The sequence below is a fragment of the Roseateles sp. GW821-FHT03B02 genome, from assembly GCF_059421025.1.
The window spans coordinates 1,280,815-1,296,166 of sequence record NZ_JBWKUV010000001.1 but is presented as its reverse complement, the minus strand read 5'-3'; the positions used below and the strand labels follow the sequence as shown (position 1 = coordinate 1,296,166).

14 protein-coding genes are annotated in these 15,352 nt (G+C 71.3%); 9 read left to right on the top strand and 5 right to left on the bottom strand.

Annotated features, from left to right (window positions below):
* The first annotated feature begins 101 nt into the window (after positions 1-101).
* From AC07VX_RS05790 to AC07VX_RS05770, 5 genes are all read left to right on the top strand, one after another.
* A complete protein-coding gene (locus AC07VX_RS05790; RefSeq protein ID WP_493162619.1) occupies positions 102-2,078 on the top strand; it encodes a peptidase U32 family protein in 1,977 nt (658 codons plus the stop codon).
* Between the two features lie 88 nt (positions 2,079-2,166).
* On the top strand, positions 2,167-4,971 hold the full coding sequence (locus tag AC07VX_RS05785) for a xanthine dehydrogenase family protein molybdopterin-binding subunit (protein WP_493162620.1): 2,805 nt from the start codon (positions 2,167-2,169) through the stop codon (positions 4,969-4,971).
* Positions 4,972-5,587: 616 nt separating this feature from the next.
* Positions 5,588-6,100 (top strand): (2Fe-2S)-binding protein, encoded by a 513-nt coding sequence (locus AC07VX_RS05780; protein WP_493162621.1) that lies wholly within the window; start codon positions 5,588-5,590, stop codon positions 6,098-6,100.
* A complete protein-coding gene (locus AC07VX_RS05775) occupies positions 6,097-7,062 on the top strand; it encodes a hypothetical protein (protein WP_493162622.1) in 966 nt (321 codons plus the stop codon). Before AC07VX_RS05780 ends, AC07VX_RS05775 begins: the two co-directional genes overlap by 4 nt.
* Positions 7,059-7,637 (top strand): cold shock domain-containing protein, encoded by a 579-nt coding sequence (locus AC07VX_RS05770; RefSeq protein ID WP_493162623.1) that lies wholly within the window; start codon positions 7,059-7,061, stop codon positions 7,635-7,637. The genes AC07VX_RS05775 and AC07VX_RS05770 overlap by 4 nt, the downstream gene beginning before the upstream one ends.
* Before the next feature lie 4 nt (positions 7,638-7,641).
* On the opposite strand, the gene AC07VX_RS05765 is transcribed toward AC07VX_RS05770, so the two are convergent.
* The 3 genes from AC07VX_RS05765 to AC07VX_RS05755 all read right to left on the bottom strand — a co-directional run bounded on the left by AC07VX_RS05765 (position 7,642) and on the right by AC07VX_RS05755 (position 10,579).
* Positions 7,642-8,322: a class I SAM-dependent methyltransferase gene (locus AC07VX_RS05765; RefSeq protein WP_493162624.1), complete on the bottom strand. Its 681-nt coding sequence runs from the start codon at positions 8,320-8,322 to the stop codon at positions 7,642-7,644.
* 147 nt (positions 8,323-8,469) lie between these two features.
* Complete coding sequence (locus AC07VX_RS05760; RefSeq protein WP_493162625.1) at positions 8,470-9,150, bottom strand: glutathione S-transferase family protein; 681 nt, start codon at positions 9,148-9,150, stop codon at positions 8,470-8,472.
* Positions 9,151-9,160: 10 nt separating this feature from the next.
* Positions 9,161-10,579 (bottom strand): peptide MFS transporter, encoded by a 1,419-nt coding sequence (locus AC07VX_RS05755; protein ID WP_493162626.1) that lies wholly within the window; start codon positions 10,577-10,579, stop codon positions 9,161-9,163.
* Between the two features lie 112 nt (positions 10,580-10,691).
* Between AC07VX_RS05755 and AC07VX_RS05750 the strand changes: the two genes are divergently transcribed.
* Positions 10,692-11,720 (top strand): SDR family oxidoreductase, encoded by a 1,029-nt coding sequence (locus AC07VX_RS05750; protein WP_493162627.1) that lies wholly within the window; start codon positions 10,692-10,694, stop codon positions 11,718-11,720.
* 8 nt (positions 11,721-11,728) lie between these two features.
* Here AC07VX_RS05750 and AC07VX_RS05745 read toward each other — a convergent pair whose 3' ends face one another.
* Both AC07VX_RS05745 and AC07VX_RS05740 read right to left on the bottom strand, forming a co-directional pair.
* Positions 11,729-12,070, bottom strand: coding sequence for a hypothetical protein (locus AC07VX_RS05745; protein WP_493162628.1), 342 nt, complete (start codon positions 12,068-12,070; stop codon positions 11,729-11,731).
* A 4-nt stretch (positions 12,071-12,074) separates the two neighbouring features.
* Positions 12,075-13,091, bottom strand: coding sequence for an alpha/beta hydrolase (locus AC07VX_RS05740; protein ID WP_493162629.1), 1,017 nt, complete (start codon positions 13,089-13,091; stop codon positions 12,075-12,077).
* Between the two features lie 81 nt (positions 13,092-13,172).
* On the opposite strand from AC07VX_RS05740, the gene proC reads away from it, so the two are divergent.
* From proC to AC07VX_RS05725, 3 genes are all read left to right on the top strand, one after another.
* Positions 13,173-13,985, top strand: a complete 813-nt coding sequence (proC, locus tag AC07VX_RS05735; protein WP_493162630.1) for a pyrroline-5-carboxylate reductase — start codon at positions 13,173-13,175, stop codon at positions 13,983-13,985.
* Entirely contained in the window at positions 13,986-14,528 is a 543-nt protein-coding gene (locus AC07VX_RS05730; RefSeq protein WP_493162631.1) for a chorismate--pyruvate lyase family protein, read from the top strand.
* A gap of 220 nt (positions 14,529-14,748) precedes the next feature.
* Entirely contained in the window at positions 14,749-15,297 is a 549-nt protein-coding gene (locus AC07VX_RS05725) for a hypothetical protein (RefSeq protein WP_493162632.1), read from the top strand.
* The last annotated feature ends 55 nt before the right edge of the window (positions 15,298-15,352 follow it).

Below are 15,352 nucleotides of genomic sequence, written 5' to 3'. Positions count from 1 at the left end.
CCTTGGCGCCCGTGCGGCGCACCAGGGAAAGACTAGTACGACTCATGCTGCGTCGCAACAAACCAGATCAAGGACGAGGGGCCGGCTTCGTAAAATTCGGCATGCCCGCCGTCTCGCCCACCCGACTCGAACTGCTCGCCCCCGCCCGCGATGCCGACATCGGCATCGAGGCCGTCAACCATGGCGCCGACGCCGTCTACATCGGGGGCCCGGGCTTCGGCGCGCGGGACAAGGCCGGCAATCCGATCGAGGACATCGCCCGCCTGGCGCGCCACGCCCACCGCTTCAACGCCCGCATCTTCGTGACCTTGAACACGATCCTGCGCGATGACGAGCTTGAGGGAGCGCGAACCCTGGCGTGGCAGCTGCACGACGCCGGCGTGGACGCGCTGATCGTGCAGGACATGGGCCTGCTGGAGCTGGACCTGCCCCCGATGCAGCTGCACGCCAGCACGCAGACCGACATCCGCACGCCCGAGAAGGCGCGCTTCCTGCAGGACGTGGGCTTCTCGCAGATGGTGCTGGCCCGCGAGCTGGACCTGAAGCAGATCCGCGCCATCAAGGCCGAGGTGCAGCAGGCGCACCTGGAGTTCTTCGTGCACGGGGCGCTGTGCGTGGCCTACAGCGGCCAGTGCTTCATCAGCCATGCCCACACCGGCCGCAGCGCCAACCGCGGCAGCTGCAGCCAGGAGTGTCGCCTGCCCTACACGGTGACGGATGCCCAGGGCCGCGTCGTTGCCCACGACAAGCATGTGCTGAGCCTGAAGGACAACGACCAGAGCGCCAACCTGGAGGCGCTCATCGACGCCGGCATCCGCAGCTTCAAGATCGAAGGCCGCTACAAGGACATGGCCACCGTCAAGAACGTGACGGCCCACTACCGCACGCTGCTGGACGCCATCCTCTCCCGCCGCCCCGAGCTGGCCCGCACCGGCCACGGCCGCTGCACGTTCACGTTCGCGCCCGAGCCCGAACAGGCCTTCAACCGCGGCGGGACGGACTACTTCGTCAACGGCCGCCAGATCGACATCGGCGCCTTCGACACGCCCAAGCATGCCGGCATGCCGCTGGGAGAGGTGAAGCGCGTGGGCGCCGAGGACTTCGACGTGGACACCGGCGACGCGACCCGCGTCGTCAACAACGGCGATGCGCTGACCTGGTGGGACCGCCAGGGCGAGCTGCAGGGCGTACCCGTCAACGTGGCCACGCCGCTCGGCGGCACGCTGTGGCGCATCGAGCCGAATCTTTCGAAAGGCCAGGCCTTCGGCGATCTGAAGGATCTCTTCCCCGGCACGGCGCTGAGCCGCAACCGCGACATGGCCTGGGAGCGGCTGCTGGCGAAGCCCAGCGCGGAGCGCCGCATCGCCGTGGACTTGACGCTGGCCCAGGTGCAGGGCGGCTTCGAGCTGAGCCTGAAGGATGAGACCGGTGCCAAGGCTGCCGTGCACTTGGCCGCCGCCCACGAGCCGGCGCGCGATGCCAAGCAGGCTGAGGCGCAGTTGAAGGAAGGCCTGGGCAAACTCGGCGACACGATCTTCGAGGCCCGCCGCGTTCGCCTGGCGATGCGCGGCGAGCCGCTCTTCCTGCCCGCCAGCAAGCTCAACGCGCTGCGCCGCGACGGCATCGCGGCGCTGGAAGCGGCACGCGAGGCGGCCTTCGAGCGCCTGCCGCGCGCCACGCCCGTCGAGCCCCCCGTGCCCTACCCCGAGGACTCGCTGACCTATCTGGCCAACGTCTACAACGGCCGTGCCGCGCAGTTCTACGCGCGCCACCGCGTCAAGCTCATCGCCGCGGCCTATGAGAGCCACGAGGAGCTGGGCGAGGTACCGCTGATGATCACCAAGCACTGCGTGCGCTGGTCCTTGAGCCTCTGCCCCAAGCAGGCCAAGGGCGTGACCGGCGTGCAGGGCACGGTGCGCGCCGAGCCGCTGACGCTCAAGCACGGCGAAGACACGCTGACGCTGCGCTTCGACTGCAAGCCCTGCGAGATGCACGTCGTCGGCGCGATGCGCAAGAACGTGCTGAAGGCCTTGAAGGCCGAGCCCCTGACCTTCTACCGCAGCCGCCCCACCGCGTAACCCGGCAGAACTGCGGGGGGCTGGCCCTCTCATCGCCGCCACACGGCGGTGACACACTCGTCCCCCAGTTGATTGGAGGGAGGCAGGCGTGTCTCAGACCCCGAACGGTCCATTCCAGCTGACGCGGCGGCGCGTCATCGGCAGCGGTGCGGCAGCGGTGACGCTGCTGGTGCACGAGCTGGCCCTGGCCCGGCCGGCCGCGTTGAAGCGGCCCGGCACGCTGCCGCAGCCGGTCGGCACACCCACCCAGCCGCTCACGCCGCCCAGCGCGCCGGACTGGTCCGGTGGCCCCGGCAAGGCGCGTTTCCGCATCGACGGGCTGGCCAAGGTCACGGGCCAGAAGATCTACGCCCGCGACTTCCGCGCCGCCGACATGCCCGGCTGGCCGCGCAGCGAGCGCATGGCCCTCATCTTGCGCGCCACCCGGCCCGGCCAAGCCTTCACGGGCCTGGACCTGTCGCGCCTGGAAGCTGCCGGCGTCGCCCCGCTGCTGACCATCACCCAGGCACCGCTGCCCGGCTACCCCTGGCCGCAGCGCGACCTCGCCTCGCTCAACCTGAGCCTGCCTTTCTCCATGGCCGGCGCCAACGGCGTCAAGCAGTTGCTGGTGCCCTGGGGCACGGCGCCGCAGTTCTACGGGCAGCCGGTCGCCATCCTCGTGTTCGCCGACCAGAACGCATTTCGTCGGGCCAAGCGCGCCCTGCAGTTCGAGCCCGGCGTCGTGAAGAGCGGCGATGCCATCCCGGCCGAGCCCGCCACGCCCTACCCGCCGGCGACCTACCTCACGCGCTTCGACGCACCGGGCCTCGCGCCCTTCTCACAGGTGCAGGTGGGCTGCGAGTCCGACCCCTATGCGCCCGACTCCGCCGCCCAGCCCTGCAACAGCACGGCCAAGGCGCTGCGCGCGCGCATCGACGCGCAGCTGCAGGACCCGGCCCTGCTCAAGCTCTCGGGCACCTACGAGACCCAGGTGCTGGACCCGATGTTCATGGAGCCCGAGGCGGGCCTGGCCTGGCTGGACCGCAGCGGCGGCGGCACGCTGCACCTCGTGCTCGGCACCCAGGCCACCAACGGCGACGCGGGCGACAGCCTGGCGATGTTCGGCCCGCCCTGCCCCATCGCCGTCGGCACCGTGGTGCTCAACTCCTGCTACCCGGGCGGCGGCTTCGGCGGGCGCGACGTGTCCACCTTCCCGCCGTTGCTGGCCGTCACGGCGGCGCTGGCCGACGGGCCGGTGCGCATCGCCCAGGACCGCTACGAGCAGTTCCAGGGCGGCCTCAAGCAGCTGGCCAGCCGCATCACGCAGCAGATCGCCGTGGACCCCGCGACGGGCCGTTTCCTCGCCTTCGGCAGCCGCCAGGTGCTGCCCTCGGGCGGGCAGAACAACTACAGCCAGTTCGTCGCCATGCTCGCGGGCTACTGCGGCCTGTCGGGCTACGACATCCGCCAGGCCTATGTGGATGCCGCCGCCCAGCCCAGCCTGGGCGTCGTGGCGGGCTCCATGCGGGGCTTCGGCGGGCCGCAGGCCAGCTTCGCCGTCGAGACGCTGGTGGACGAGGTGGCCGTGGCGCTCAAGCGCGACCCCATCGTGCTGCGCGAGCTGAACGCGCTGCGCGAGGGCGACCGCACCATCACCGGCGCGCCGCTGGTCCAGGCCATGACGCTGCGCGAGATCTGCCGCCGCTCGCGCGAGCACGCACTGTGGCGCGACCGCGAGGCCGTGAAGGCCCGCAAGGCGCGGGAGGGCGTTCGTTACGGCGTGGGCTTCGCACTGGCCAACCAGGCTTATGGCACGGGCAAGGACGGCGTCATGGCCGAGGTGGCGCTTGCTCCCGACGGCCGGCTCGCCGTGCGCACCAACTGCGTGGACATGGGCAATGGCTCGGCGACGACGCTGGCCATCTCCACCGCTGCCTGGCTGGGCCGCAACGCCCACGACATCGTCATGGGCGACGTCGGCAGCTTCAACGCGCTGGACGTCAGCACCTATGCCGGCGGCGACTGGAGCAAGCCCAACTGGACGGCGGGTTTCGCGATGTCCAGCAGCGCCTGCCTGACGGCCTTCCATCAGGTGCACGTCACCGAGCAGGCCAGCCGCGTGCTGTTCGAGGCCGGCCTGCTGCCCGCCGCGGCGGCGTTGTGGGGCCTGCCGCTGGCGCAGCTGCAGGGCCGCACGCGCTGGGACGCGGGCCGGCTCGTGGCGCCGGGCCTGGCCCCGCTGGCGCTGGCCGCGCTGGCGGCCAAGGCCCACGCGGGCGGCCACACGACTGCGGCGATGGTGCACGGCCTCTACGAAGGCGCCTGGGTGTCGGCCAGCTATGCGCTGCCCACGGGTGCGACGCCGTGGCTGCCCATCGATGGCCTGTCGCTGCGCGCGGGGGGCTCTTCGAGCTGGACGGCCGTGCTGCGCCAGAACGTCATCCCGCCCAACCCCGAGGCGGCGCTGTATGGCCGCAGCCTGTATGCGCCGTCGGGCGCGCTGGTGGCGGTGGAGATCGGGCCCGGGAGCTTCGAGCCGCGGGTGGTGGCCGTCGAGCTGCTGGTGGATGCCGGCCGCGTGCTGCAGCCTGACCTGCTGCAGGGGCAGGCCCAGGGCGGCGTGGCGATGGGCATCGGCTATGCGCTGCTTGAGAAGCTGCCGCTGGAGGCGGGCGGGGCGGGCGATGGGCGCTGGAACCTGGATCGCTATCACGTGGCCTTGTCGGGGGATGTGCCGCTCGGGCGGCTGAACATCACGACGCTGCCGAGCGACGAGCCGACGGCCAAGGGCATTGCCGAGGCGGTGCTGTGCCCGATCGCGCCGGCGGTGGGGAATGCGATTGCGCATGCGACGGGGAAGCGGTTTCGGGCGTTGCCGATCACTGCCGCCGACATTGAGAGGGCTTTGCGATGAGCGGGTTTGTGGCCAGGCTCAGCCGGGACGTCGCCCCGGCGGGCGACCTTCTTTTTGAGCGACCAAAAAGAAGGCAAAAAGGCGCCCCTGCTCCGTCGCCCCTCCGCTGCGCTGCGGGGTCCCCTGCGATGCTCGGAACCCGAGGCCCGCGCAGAACTCCCTCCGCTACGCTGCGGTCAAACAGCTGCGCGGAGTCAGTCAACGAAGCGTGCTTCGCCCGCGCCTCGGGCTCCTGCGCTTCTCGGCTCCTCCAAAGAGGGGTGAAGGAACAGCCGAACAGCCTTGTCGCCAAGCCCGGAAGCCGTTCGCACCGAGGTATTCCTCTTACCCCCTTTAGCACCGCCGTGCAGCGGAAGGACTTGAGGGCGTGCGCGAAGCGCACTTCAACTTCTGACTCCGCACGACTGTTTGAGCAGAGCGTAGCGGCGCGAGTTTCGTGCGGGCCCTCCTCAAGGCCTGGGCAGCGCAGGGAACCCGCAGCGAAGCGAAGGGCGGTGCCGTCGGGGGGAGCTCTTTGCCTACTTTCTGGCGGGACAGAAAGTAGGTCGCCCGCCGGGGCGAAATCCCGGCACCGCGCTTGGCAGCAAGCCGAAGGGGCAAAGCCATGACCGATCTCGTGAAAGTCCAATTCCACGTCAACGGCAAGCCCGTCGACACCCAGGTCCCCACCGACCTCCCCCTCATCGACTTCCTCCGCGAGGAACTCGGTCTCTCCGGCACCCGTCTGTGCTGCGGCATCGGCGTCTGCAAGGCCTGCACCGTCGCCGCCCGCCGCGCGCCCCCGAGCCAGGCCCAGCCCATGCTCGCCTGCTCCACGCCCGTCGCCCTGCTGCAAGGCCAGTCCATCACGACGGTGGAAGGCACCGGCAGCATGGAGCGTCCCAGTCGCGTGCAGCAGGCCTTCCTCGATCACTTCGCCTTCCAGTGCGGCTACTGCACGCCGGGCTTCGTCATGGCCACCGAGATGCTGCTCGCCCGGCTGCGCGTGCAGCCGGTCCAACGCGACCAGCTCGACGCCGCGATCGAGGACGCCGTCGGCCAGCACATCTGCCGCTGCACCGGCTATGCCCGCTACCACCAGGCCATCCGCGCCGTCGTGCTGGCGGAGAAGGGGCTGGTGGTCGCATGAGAGCCTTGCTGCTGCTACTTCTCGCGGGCGCTGCCCAGGCCGAGACACTGTTCGAGTACGGCCGCCAGTGCGCCGAGCAGATCGCCGAGATCCCGGCCTTCGACTGCATGGCCGGCGAGGAGATCCCCATCACCGCCGATGGCAAGCCCGTGCCACCCCAGCCCGCGCCCGCGCGCTGCGACCGCCCCTCGCTGCTGCCCCAGGCCGATGCGCAAAGTCCCTGCGTGCCAGGCAGCCGCGCGCTGGTGCTGCGCGACGACAAGACCGCGCAGATCAGCGCCGTCTGCCGCAAGCAGGTGGCGCGCCCCGCGGGCAGCTGGCTGTTCGACGAGATCAACGTCATCTCGCACAGCCTCAAGGACGGCAAGACCTGCTGGTTCACCGCCAAGGCCCAGGCGCCGCTGAGCGAGGGGACAGGCATCGACGGCCGCGCCGTGCCGTCGCCCAGCACGCTGAAGCGCCCCGCGGTGCCCGCCGACAAGGTCTGGCTGACGCCCGCCAAGGTCGCCAATAGCCAACCCGCCTGCATCAGCTGCCACGACAGCGGGCCGTTCATGGTCTCGCCCTACATCGCGCAGACCACGCAGCTGCCCGGCGACCCTTTCGGCTTCTACCAGCCCAAGGCCATTGGCGAGGACTTCAAGCGCGCCTGGGCGAAGCTCAATGCCTTCGGCATCACCACGCGCGGCAACACCTGCACGGCCTGCCACCGCATGGGCAATATGAACTCCTGCCAGGTGGCGATGAGACAGTCCACCGGCCGCGCGCCGCAGGAGGGTGGCGACGAATGGTCGAAGAGGTTTCCGCAATCGCACTGGATGAGCCCGGGCAATCTGCATAGCCGGGCGCAGTGGGACGCGCAGTTCAGCGAGAGCCTGAAGCAGCTGGCGGCCTGCTGCGAGAACCCGCAGGGGGCGGGGTGCAGGGTGGTGGCGTACGGGCCGAAGGATGCGCGGCGATGAGATCGACCGGCATCCTGCGTTCCTGGAACGACGAGCGCGGCTTCGGCTTCATCGCGCCGACGCGGGGTGGTGCAGAGCTTTTCGTGCACATCGGCGCCTTTCCGCGCGACGGCTCGCGGCCGGTGGTCGGCGAGACGCTCAGCTTCGAGCTGGGCCGGGGCAAGGACGGCAAGCCGCAGGCCGTGGACGTGATCCGCAGCGCCGTTGGGCCGGCGCAGCCGCCCAGGCGCGGGCGCACAGGCCCCGCGCCATCGCGTTGGACAAGCTGGCTTGGTGCCGGCCTGGTGCTGTGCCTGGTCGCTGGCGCCGTGACCTGGGGCTATGAGCGCTACCAGGCCGGCGCGAATCGACGGCATCTGCAAAGCATGCCGCCCGCCGTCGTGCCGGCTCAGCAGCCGGAAACAATCGGCTCGCCGGCCGGGTTCCGCTGTGACGGCCGGACCCATTGCTCGCAGATGAGGTCTTGCGCCGAGGCCACCTGGTTCATCAACCACTGCCCCGGCACACAGATGGATGGCAACCGCGACGGCGTGCCTTGCGAGCAGCAGTGGTGCGCGGGCCCCGGCGCACGCTAGCGCGTCAGGCGCGCACGAAGCGCATCAGCCGCCCGCGATAGTCCGGCCGCCCCGCTTCCGCAGCCAGCAGCGTCTCGCTGAACTCGAACCCCAGCGCCGCCATCCGCTTGCCGAACGCTGTGCGGTTGCCGCGGTTGGGGTCGACGATGAGCAGCTCGCAGCTCGGCAGGGCGTGCTTCTCGATGAAGGCCGCCAGCGCGCCGCCGTCGTCGCGTTCGTAGAGCACGTCGCTGCCGATGATGAGGTCGAAGCGCCCCTGCACGCGGGGCTGGCCGCTGGCGGGTGCCACGGCATCCTCGCTCCAGTCGCCATGGCAGTAGCGCATGGGGGCCAGCTCGTTCAGGCGCAGGTTCTCCAGCAGGAAGGCGCCGGCCAGCGGGTGGATGTCGCTGGCCGTGACCTCGGCGCCGCGGCGGTGGCAGACGAGGCTGGCCAGGGCCAGGCCGCAGCCGATCTCCAGGATGCGCTCGCCCTCGGTCAGCGGCCGCACGGCCATCGCAGCGGCCAGCTGAAGTCCCGACGGCCAGACCTGGCCGAACAGCGGCCATTGCGCGGACGAGATGCCCAGGGCCTGGGCCGCACCGGCGGGGTCGGCGAACTGCTGGTGGTCCAGCAGCGAGCGGATCTGCAGATCCGCTGCGCCGTCGATGGCGAGCGTCTGGACTTTGACTTCATAGCCGGGCATGTGCCCTCCGGGTGACCTGCCGTGATGAATCACGAGCGCAATGCGACACGGGGAGGTCAGCGCCGCTGATTCACAGCGGCCGGGCGACAGGCCTGCGGGGCAAGACGGGGAAGCCGCGTGCTGCGGCGTGGGCGAAGTGTAGGGGGCTCAGCTCATCAGGCTGTACGGGCCGCCGCGCTCCAGGGCCCTCTGGTAGGCCGGCCGCGCATGGATGCGCGCGAGGAAGTCGCGCAGCCTGGGGTAGGCGTCCATGTCGCCGCCGCGCACCGCGGCCGCCTCGATGGGAAAGCTCATCTGCACGTCGGCGGCCGTGAACTCCGGCCCGGCGAACCAGGGCCGCGAGGCCAGCTCGGCCTCCAGGAAACGCAGCTGCGCGTCGATGTTGGGCTGCACGAAGCCGCCCAGCACCCTCGCTGCGATGCCCTTGGCGATGGGCTTGGCGAAGAACGGCATGGGCGACTTGAGGATCTTGGAGAACACCAGCTTCATCAGCAGCGGCGACATCGCCGAGCCCTCGGCGAAATGCATGAAGAAGCGATAGCGCCGCGTGTCCTCGTCCTGGGGTGCCTGGTTGGCGGGCTTGAGCCGGCCCTGGCCGTAGCGGTCCACCAGGTACTCCAGGATGGCGCCGCTCTCGGCCACCGTCAGGCCACCGTCGGTGATGACGGGGCTCTTGCCCAGCGGATGCACGCGCTTGAGCTCGGGCGGCGCCAGCGAGGTCTTGGCGTCGCGCTGGTAGTGCTGGACCTCGTAGGGCAGGCCCAGCTCTTCGAGCAGCCACAGCACGCGCTGCGAGCGGGAGTTGTTGAGGTGGTGGACGGTGATCATGCGGCGCAGTTTAGGGACGGGCAGCGTCCTCATCAGGCGCCAGCAGCCGGCCGAACACCAGCTTCACCGCCAGCAGGCCCACGCCGGCCGCCACCACCAGCACGGCGTGCAGGCCCCAGAACTTCGAGCCCGGTATGGTTTCCAGCAGCCCGGCCAGCCAGCCGACGAAGCTGTTGCCGAAGAACAGGTGCAGGTAGTAGATGCCGATCATCACGCCCTGCAGCCCGCGCGGCGCGGCGCGCGAGTACAGCGCCAAGCCCACCGGCATGATGTTGGCGAAGCCGATGTTGTTGACGAAGGCATAGGCGAATGACCACAGGATGCTGATGCGCGCGCCGCCGCCTTCGATGGCCAGCGCCGGGATCATCAGCAGCGCCGGCGCCGCGGCGGCGACGAAGCAGCCCAGGGCCATCTTGGAGATCTCGTCGGGCTCGCGACGCCGCGTGGCCCACCAGCGCCAGAAGGCCAGCGACGCCAGCATCGTCGTGGTGCTCAGCAGCGCGTCCACGGCCTGCAGCCAGGTCACCGGCACCTCGAACCCGCCCACCGTCATGTCCATGTGCTGCTGCGACCACAGCGGGAAGCCGTTGTTGTATTGCTGGTTGCCGACGATGGAGAGCATCAGCAGCGGGATGATGGCCACGAGCAGCGCCACCTGCAGCACGGCGCGCCGACCCAGCGGCTGCCTGGCCTCGGCGGCCCTGGCCGCGCCGCGTGCGGGCTCGGGCGGCAGCCAGCGCCGGCCGGCGAGGTAGACGAACAGGCCGATCAGCATGCCCACGCCGGCCGAGCCGAAGCCCCAGTGCCAGCCCACCTTCTCGCCCAGCGTGCCGCAGACGATGGGGGCGGCGATGACGGCGATCTGGACCGCCAGCATGAAGATCTGGAAGGCGCTGGCGCGGCGCTTGTCGCCCGGCGCGTAGAGGTCGCCCACCTGGGCGGCGATATTGCCCTTGAAGCAGCCCACGCCGATCAGCAGGCAGGCCAGCGCCGGCAGCAGCGCCGTCTCGAAGGCCATCAGGAAATGGCCCGTCGCCATCAGCAGCGCGCCGATGACGACGGTGCGCGTGCGGCCCAGCAGCCGGTCGGCCAGCAGCCCGCCGAAGATGGGCGTCAGGTAGACCAGGCCCACGTAGAGACCGAACACGGCCGACGCCAGCTGCTGCGGCGAGCGCGGGCCGGTGACGTTCTCGATGGCATGGCGCAGCGCATCCATGCCGGCCACCTGGCCGATGTTGGCGGGCATGAACAGGTAGTTGCTCAGGTAGAGCACCAGCAGCGCCTGCATGCCGTAGTAGCTGAAGCGCTCCCACAGCTCGCAGAAGGACAGCCAGCCCAGGCCGGCGGGGTGGCCCAGGAAGGACCGGTCGTGGCGGGCGCGGGCGTCGCTTGTGGCGTCGATGGCCGCGGTCAGGGTGGCGGAGGTCAAGTCGGAATCCCGGATCTGGAAAAGCCGTGACTGTCCGCGGCTGCTCCGGCGAAGGCAATGCGCAGTCGCCCGCGGGTGCCGTCGGTCATGGGCGGCCCGCACAATCGGCCGCATGAGCACCCCGCCCCGCATCCTCGTCACCGGTGGCACCGGCTACATCGCCGGCGTGCTGATCCGCCAGCTGCTGGCCCAGGGCTGGCAGGTGAACGCCACCCTGCGCGACCTCGCGCGCGAGCCGGCGCTGCGCCAGCTGCTCGGCGCGCAGCGCGGCGACAGGCGCGATCAGCTGCGCTGCTTCGCCGCCGAGCTGATGCTGGATGCCGGCTGGGCCGAGGCTGCGGCCGGCTGCAGCCATCTCGCGCACGTGGCCTCGCCGCTGCCCGCCGGCGTGCCCCGCGATGCCAACGAACTCATCGTGCCGGCCCGCGACGGCGCGCTGCGGGCGCTGAAGGCCGCGCGCGATGCCGGCGTGCGGCGCGTCGTGATGACCTCGTCCGTCGCTGCCATCTCCTACGGCCACGGCCCCGGCGAGCACCGCTTCACCGAGAGTGACTGGACGAATCTGGCTACCCCGGGCATCCCGCCCTACATTCAGTCCAAGACGGTGGCCGAGCGTGCCGCGCGCGAATGGGTGGCGCGCGAGGGCGGCGGGCTGGAGTTCTGCACCGTGAATCCCTCCGTCGTGCTGGGCCCGGTGGCCAGCGCCGACTACTCGGCCAGCGTCGTCATCGTGCAGAGCCTGCTGCAGGGCCGCATGCCGGCGCTGCCGCGCATCGGCTTCGGCATCGTGGACGTGCGCGACGTGGCCGACCTGCACTGGCGCGCGCTGACGGCGCCCGGCATGGCGGACGAGCGCTTCATCGCCTGTGGCGGCTTCCTGTGGCTGCGCGAGATCGCGGCCATCCTGCGGGCCGAGCTGGGCGAGGAGGCCCGTCGCGTGCCCACGCTGACGCTGCCCGACTGGAGCGTGCGACTGATGGCGAAGTTCAGCCCGCTGGTGCGCAACGCCGCCAGCGAGCTGGGCACCGCGCGGCATCAGGACGCAAGCCATGCGCGCGAGCTGCTGGGCTGGGTGCCGCGACCGCCACGCGAGGCCATCGTGCAGACGGCGCGCGACCTGATCGCTCTACGCGTGGTCTAGACGACGCCTCAGTCGCGCAGCCCGCGGATCACCGCGACGATGCCCATGACCAGGCCGACCGGCACCATCCAGACGAACATCCTGCCCATGCCGTAGAGCACCGGTGCGTCGCGCAGCAGGAATCCCACGATGCCCATGAAGACGCCGAACATGCCCATCATGAACAGCACGAAGTTGCCGATGGGCCCCGGCGCCTCGTCGTCGTCGTCACTCAGCAAGAGGGCGATGACCAGCGGCGCGGCCGACAGCATCAGCAGCCACTTGGGCAGGTGATGACCGTGTCGGTCGTCCCAGTACACCAGCAGCAGCGGCGGCACGCCGAGCACGACCCAGACGAGGATCTTCCTCATGGTCCTAGCGCGCGGCCAGCCAGGGGCTGGCTGGCATGGCCGCGCCGCGCAGCCAGGCGTCCAGGAAGGCGGTGCTCAGGCGCATCGCCTCACCCAGATCAGCCTGGGCGGCCTCGGTGGCGCTGCCGCTGCGGGGGCCGCGCGGCGCGCCACCGGCCGGGCCGTGCTGGACGCCCCCCATGCCACCGCGCTGCTGCGGCCCGCCCGCGGCGTCGCGCCCGCGGTGCTGGTCCTGGGCGTGCCAGCCCTCCGGTGCCAGCGTGCCCGACAGCGCCGCATGCGAGAGGCCGGGCGCGCTCAGCAGCCAGCCGGCGCCGGGGCGCAGCATGTCGAAGGCGCGGCGGCGCTCGGCCGGGTGCCTGAAGAGCCCCAGCGCATCGCCGTCGGCGTCGCTGGTGAGCAGCAGGGCCGGCGGCGTGGTCGCGGCGGCCTCCATCGGCGGCGGGCTGATGGCGACGACCGCGCGGGGCTGCCAGCCGCCTGCCTCGCGGCCCAGGTCCAGCGCCGTCTGCGCACCGGTCTCGTAGCCGGCGACCGCCGCGCGCTGCCAGTCCAGCGCCACGCCGGCCGCCTGCGGGCTGGCTTGCAGCGCAGCCAGCAGGCGGCCCAACGCAGCCAGGCGATGGGCGCGCATCGCGTCGCCGTAGTGCAGCTCGCCCAGTGCGCGGAACTCGCCGGTGCGCGCCAGCGGCGAGCGCCAGGCGGTGGCGTCTTCCTCCAGTGGCTGCACGGCCAGCACCGCATAGCCGGCCTGGGCCCAGGCCGCGGCCCAGCGCTGGCCGGCCTCGCTGTCCTGGCCGAGACCGGGCAGGTAGACGACGACCGGCAGCGGCCCCGCCGCGGAGTGGCTGCGCGTGAGCGTCAGGCGCCGGCCCAGCAGTTCGAAACTGCCCAGCGCCAGGTTCAGCTCGCGCGTCGCCGTCTCGGCCCAGGGCCTGGGCGGCGGCGGCCCGCCGGCACAGGCGGCCAGGGCAAGGGTGGCGACGAGCAGCAGGCGGCGGTCCGGGCGGGGAAGGCTCATGAGCCGCAACGATAGCCGCACGACGTCGCTGTTTTGTTTCCCGCCGGCCCCGGCAAAACCAGGCCCTTAGACTTGCGCACCATGAGTGCAGAAACGATCGCCTTCATCGGTGGCGGCAACATGGCCAGCGCCGTCATCGGCGGCCTGCTGCGCGCCGGCATGAGCCCCGCGCAGTTCATCATCGTCGAGCCCTATGCGCCGCAGCGCGAGAAGCTCGTCGGCCAGTTCGGCGTGCAGGCCCTGGCCGCGGGCGATGCCAGTCTGGCGCGGGCGTCCACCGTCGTCTGGGCCGTCAAGCCCCAGCTCTTCACGGCCGCGGCCGAGCCGCTGCAGGCCTGGCTGGGCGGGGCTTTGCAGCTATCGGTGATGGCGGGCATCCCGTCGGCTTCCCTCGTCAAGTTCACCGGCAGCGAGCGCGTCGTGCGCAGCATGCCCAACACGCCGGCCCTCATTGGCAAGGGCATCGCCGGCCTGTACGCGCGGCCGGCCGTGTCGGCCGACGAGCGCGCGGCGGTCGAGCGGCTGCTGGCGCCCACCGGCCAGACGCTGTGGGTCGAGCGCGAGGACGACCTCGACGCCGTGACGGCGCTGTCGGGCTCGGGCCCGGCCTATTTCTTCTTCTTTGTCGAGGCCATGATGGCCGCGGCCTTGGACATGGGCCTGACCGCCGAGCAGGGCCGGCGCCTGGCGCTGGCGACCTGCGCCGGCGCGGCAGCGCTGGGCCTGGCGTCCGACGAGTCGCCCACGACGCTGCGCGAGCGCGTGACGAGCAAGGGCGGCACGACGCATGCGGCCATCACGTCCATGCAGGCAGACGCGGTGGATGCCGCCATCCGCCGCGCCGTGCTGGCCGCGCAGAAGCGCGCCGCGGAGCTGGGCCGCGAGTTCGGCTGAGTGGGCATCGCCACCCGCGACAGCCTGCGCGACTGGCTGCGGGCGCCGGGCTCGTTGAGCCGCCGCCTGGCCCGCCTGGGCCAGCGCTTCGAGGTGCAGCTGCTGCGCCAGGGCGTGGCGCCGTTCCGGGCGCTGGAGCGTGCGGCCCTGGGTCTGCCGCCGCGCGGCCTGACCGTCGTACGCGAGGTCATCCTGCGCGTCGACGGCGAGCCGCTCGTCTGGGCCCGTTCGGCCGTGCACCAGCGCGCCACCACCGGCCCCTGGCGGGCGCTCAAGGGCCTGGGCACACGGCCGCTGGCCCATCTGCTCTACGACGACCACCGCATCAGCCGCAGCGAGCTGCAGCCGCGCCGCCTCGCGCGCCAGGGCCTCACGCGCCGCCATGCCGGGCGGCAATGGCTGGCGGCCACCGGCGTGCCGGCCTCGCCGCAGATGCTGTGGTCGCGCAACTCGGTGTTCAGCCGCAGCGGCGCGCAATTGCGCGTCATGGAACTGTTCGCACCGGCGCTGGCAGGCCAGCGGCCGGGGCGCCGCGGCCGCTAGCGTCGGCGCGGACCGTGTTTTCCCGAGGTCCGGCGCCTCGCGATCGGCCGGGTCGGTATTTAGCTGTCAATGAGCTGACGCTGTCGCGTGGAAGTGTTTTCACGGACTCATAAATTAGCGGCGACCCCATAAACGCTCATAAACTCAGTCCGTACCAGAGGGGCGTTAGTAGACCCGCCGCGCAAAGACGCAAAGGCGGGCTGGATGACTGGGGGCAGTAATGAACACGCGTGACGTGGTGATCTTCAGCGGCGAGCGCTTTGTCGTGCCGCAATGCATTCAAAGAATCGATCATTTGTCGACCCATGGCTGGCAGCTGCGCTACGGCGGCACCAAGCTGTATTCCGACCACAGCCAGGACGGCAGCGGCGCCCGCAAGGCGCTGGCGATGGCCACCAAGGAGTTGCTCAAGCGCATTGCGACGCTGCCGGCGCCGTCGCGGCTGCGCCGCACGCCCAGCCGCAAGAAGCAGAGCGATCTGCCCTCGGGCATCTCCGGCCCCATCGTGCGCCAGCGCGCCGGCAGCCGCGTGCGGGACTGCAGCTTCGCGGTGACGCTGCCGCGCTTCGGCGAGACGCCGCTGGCCCGCAGCGTCTACATCGGCACCGAGAACACCTACACCGTCGAGCGCTACCAGGAGGCGCTGGAGCGCGCCGTCGCGCTGCGCGAGAAGGCCGAGGCCGCCTACCAGCGTGCCGCGACCAAGGAGCGCCGCGCCCAGGCCCAGGTGCTGAAGGTGCAGATGAGCGGGCTGCTGGGCAAGGGCTGATGAAACCCGTTTGAACCGGCGCCGGCGCGGGCGGCGGACACAATCGGCGGCCCCG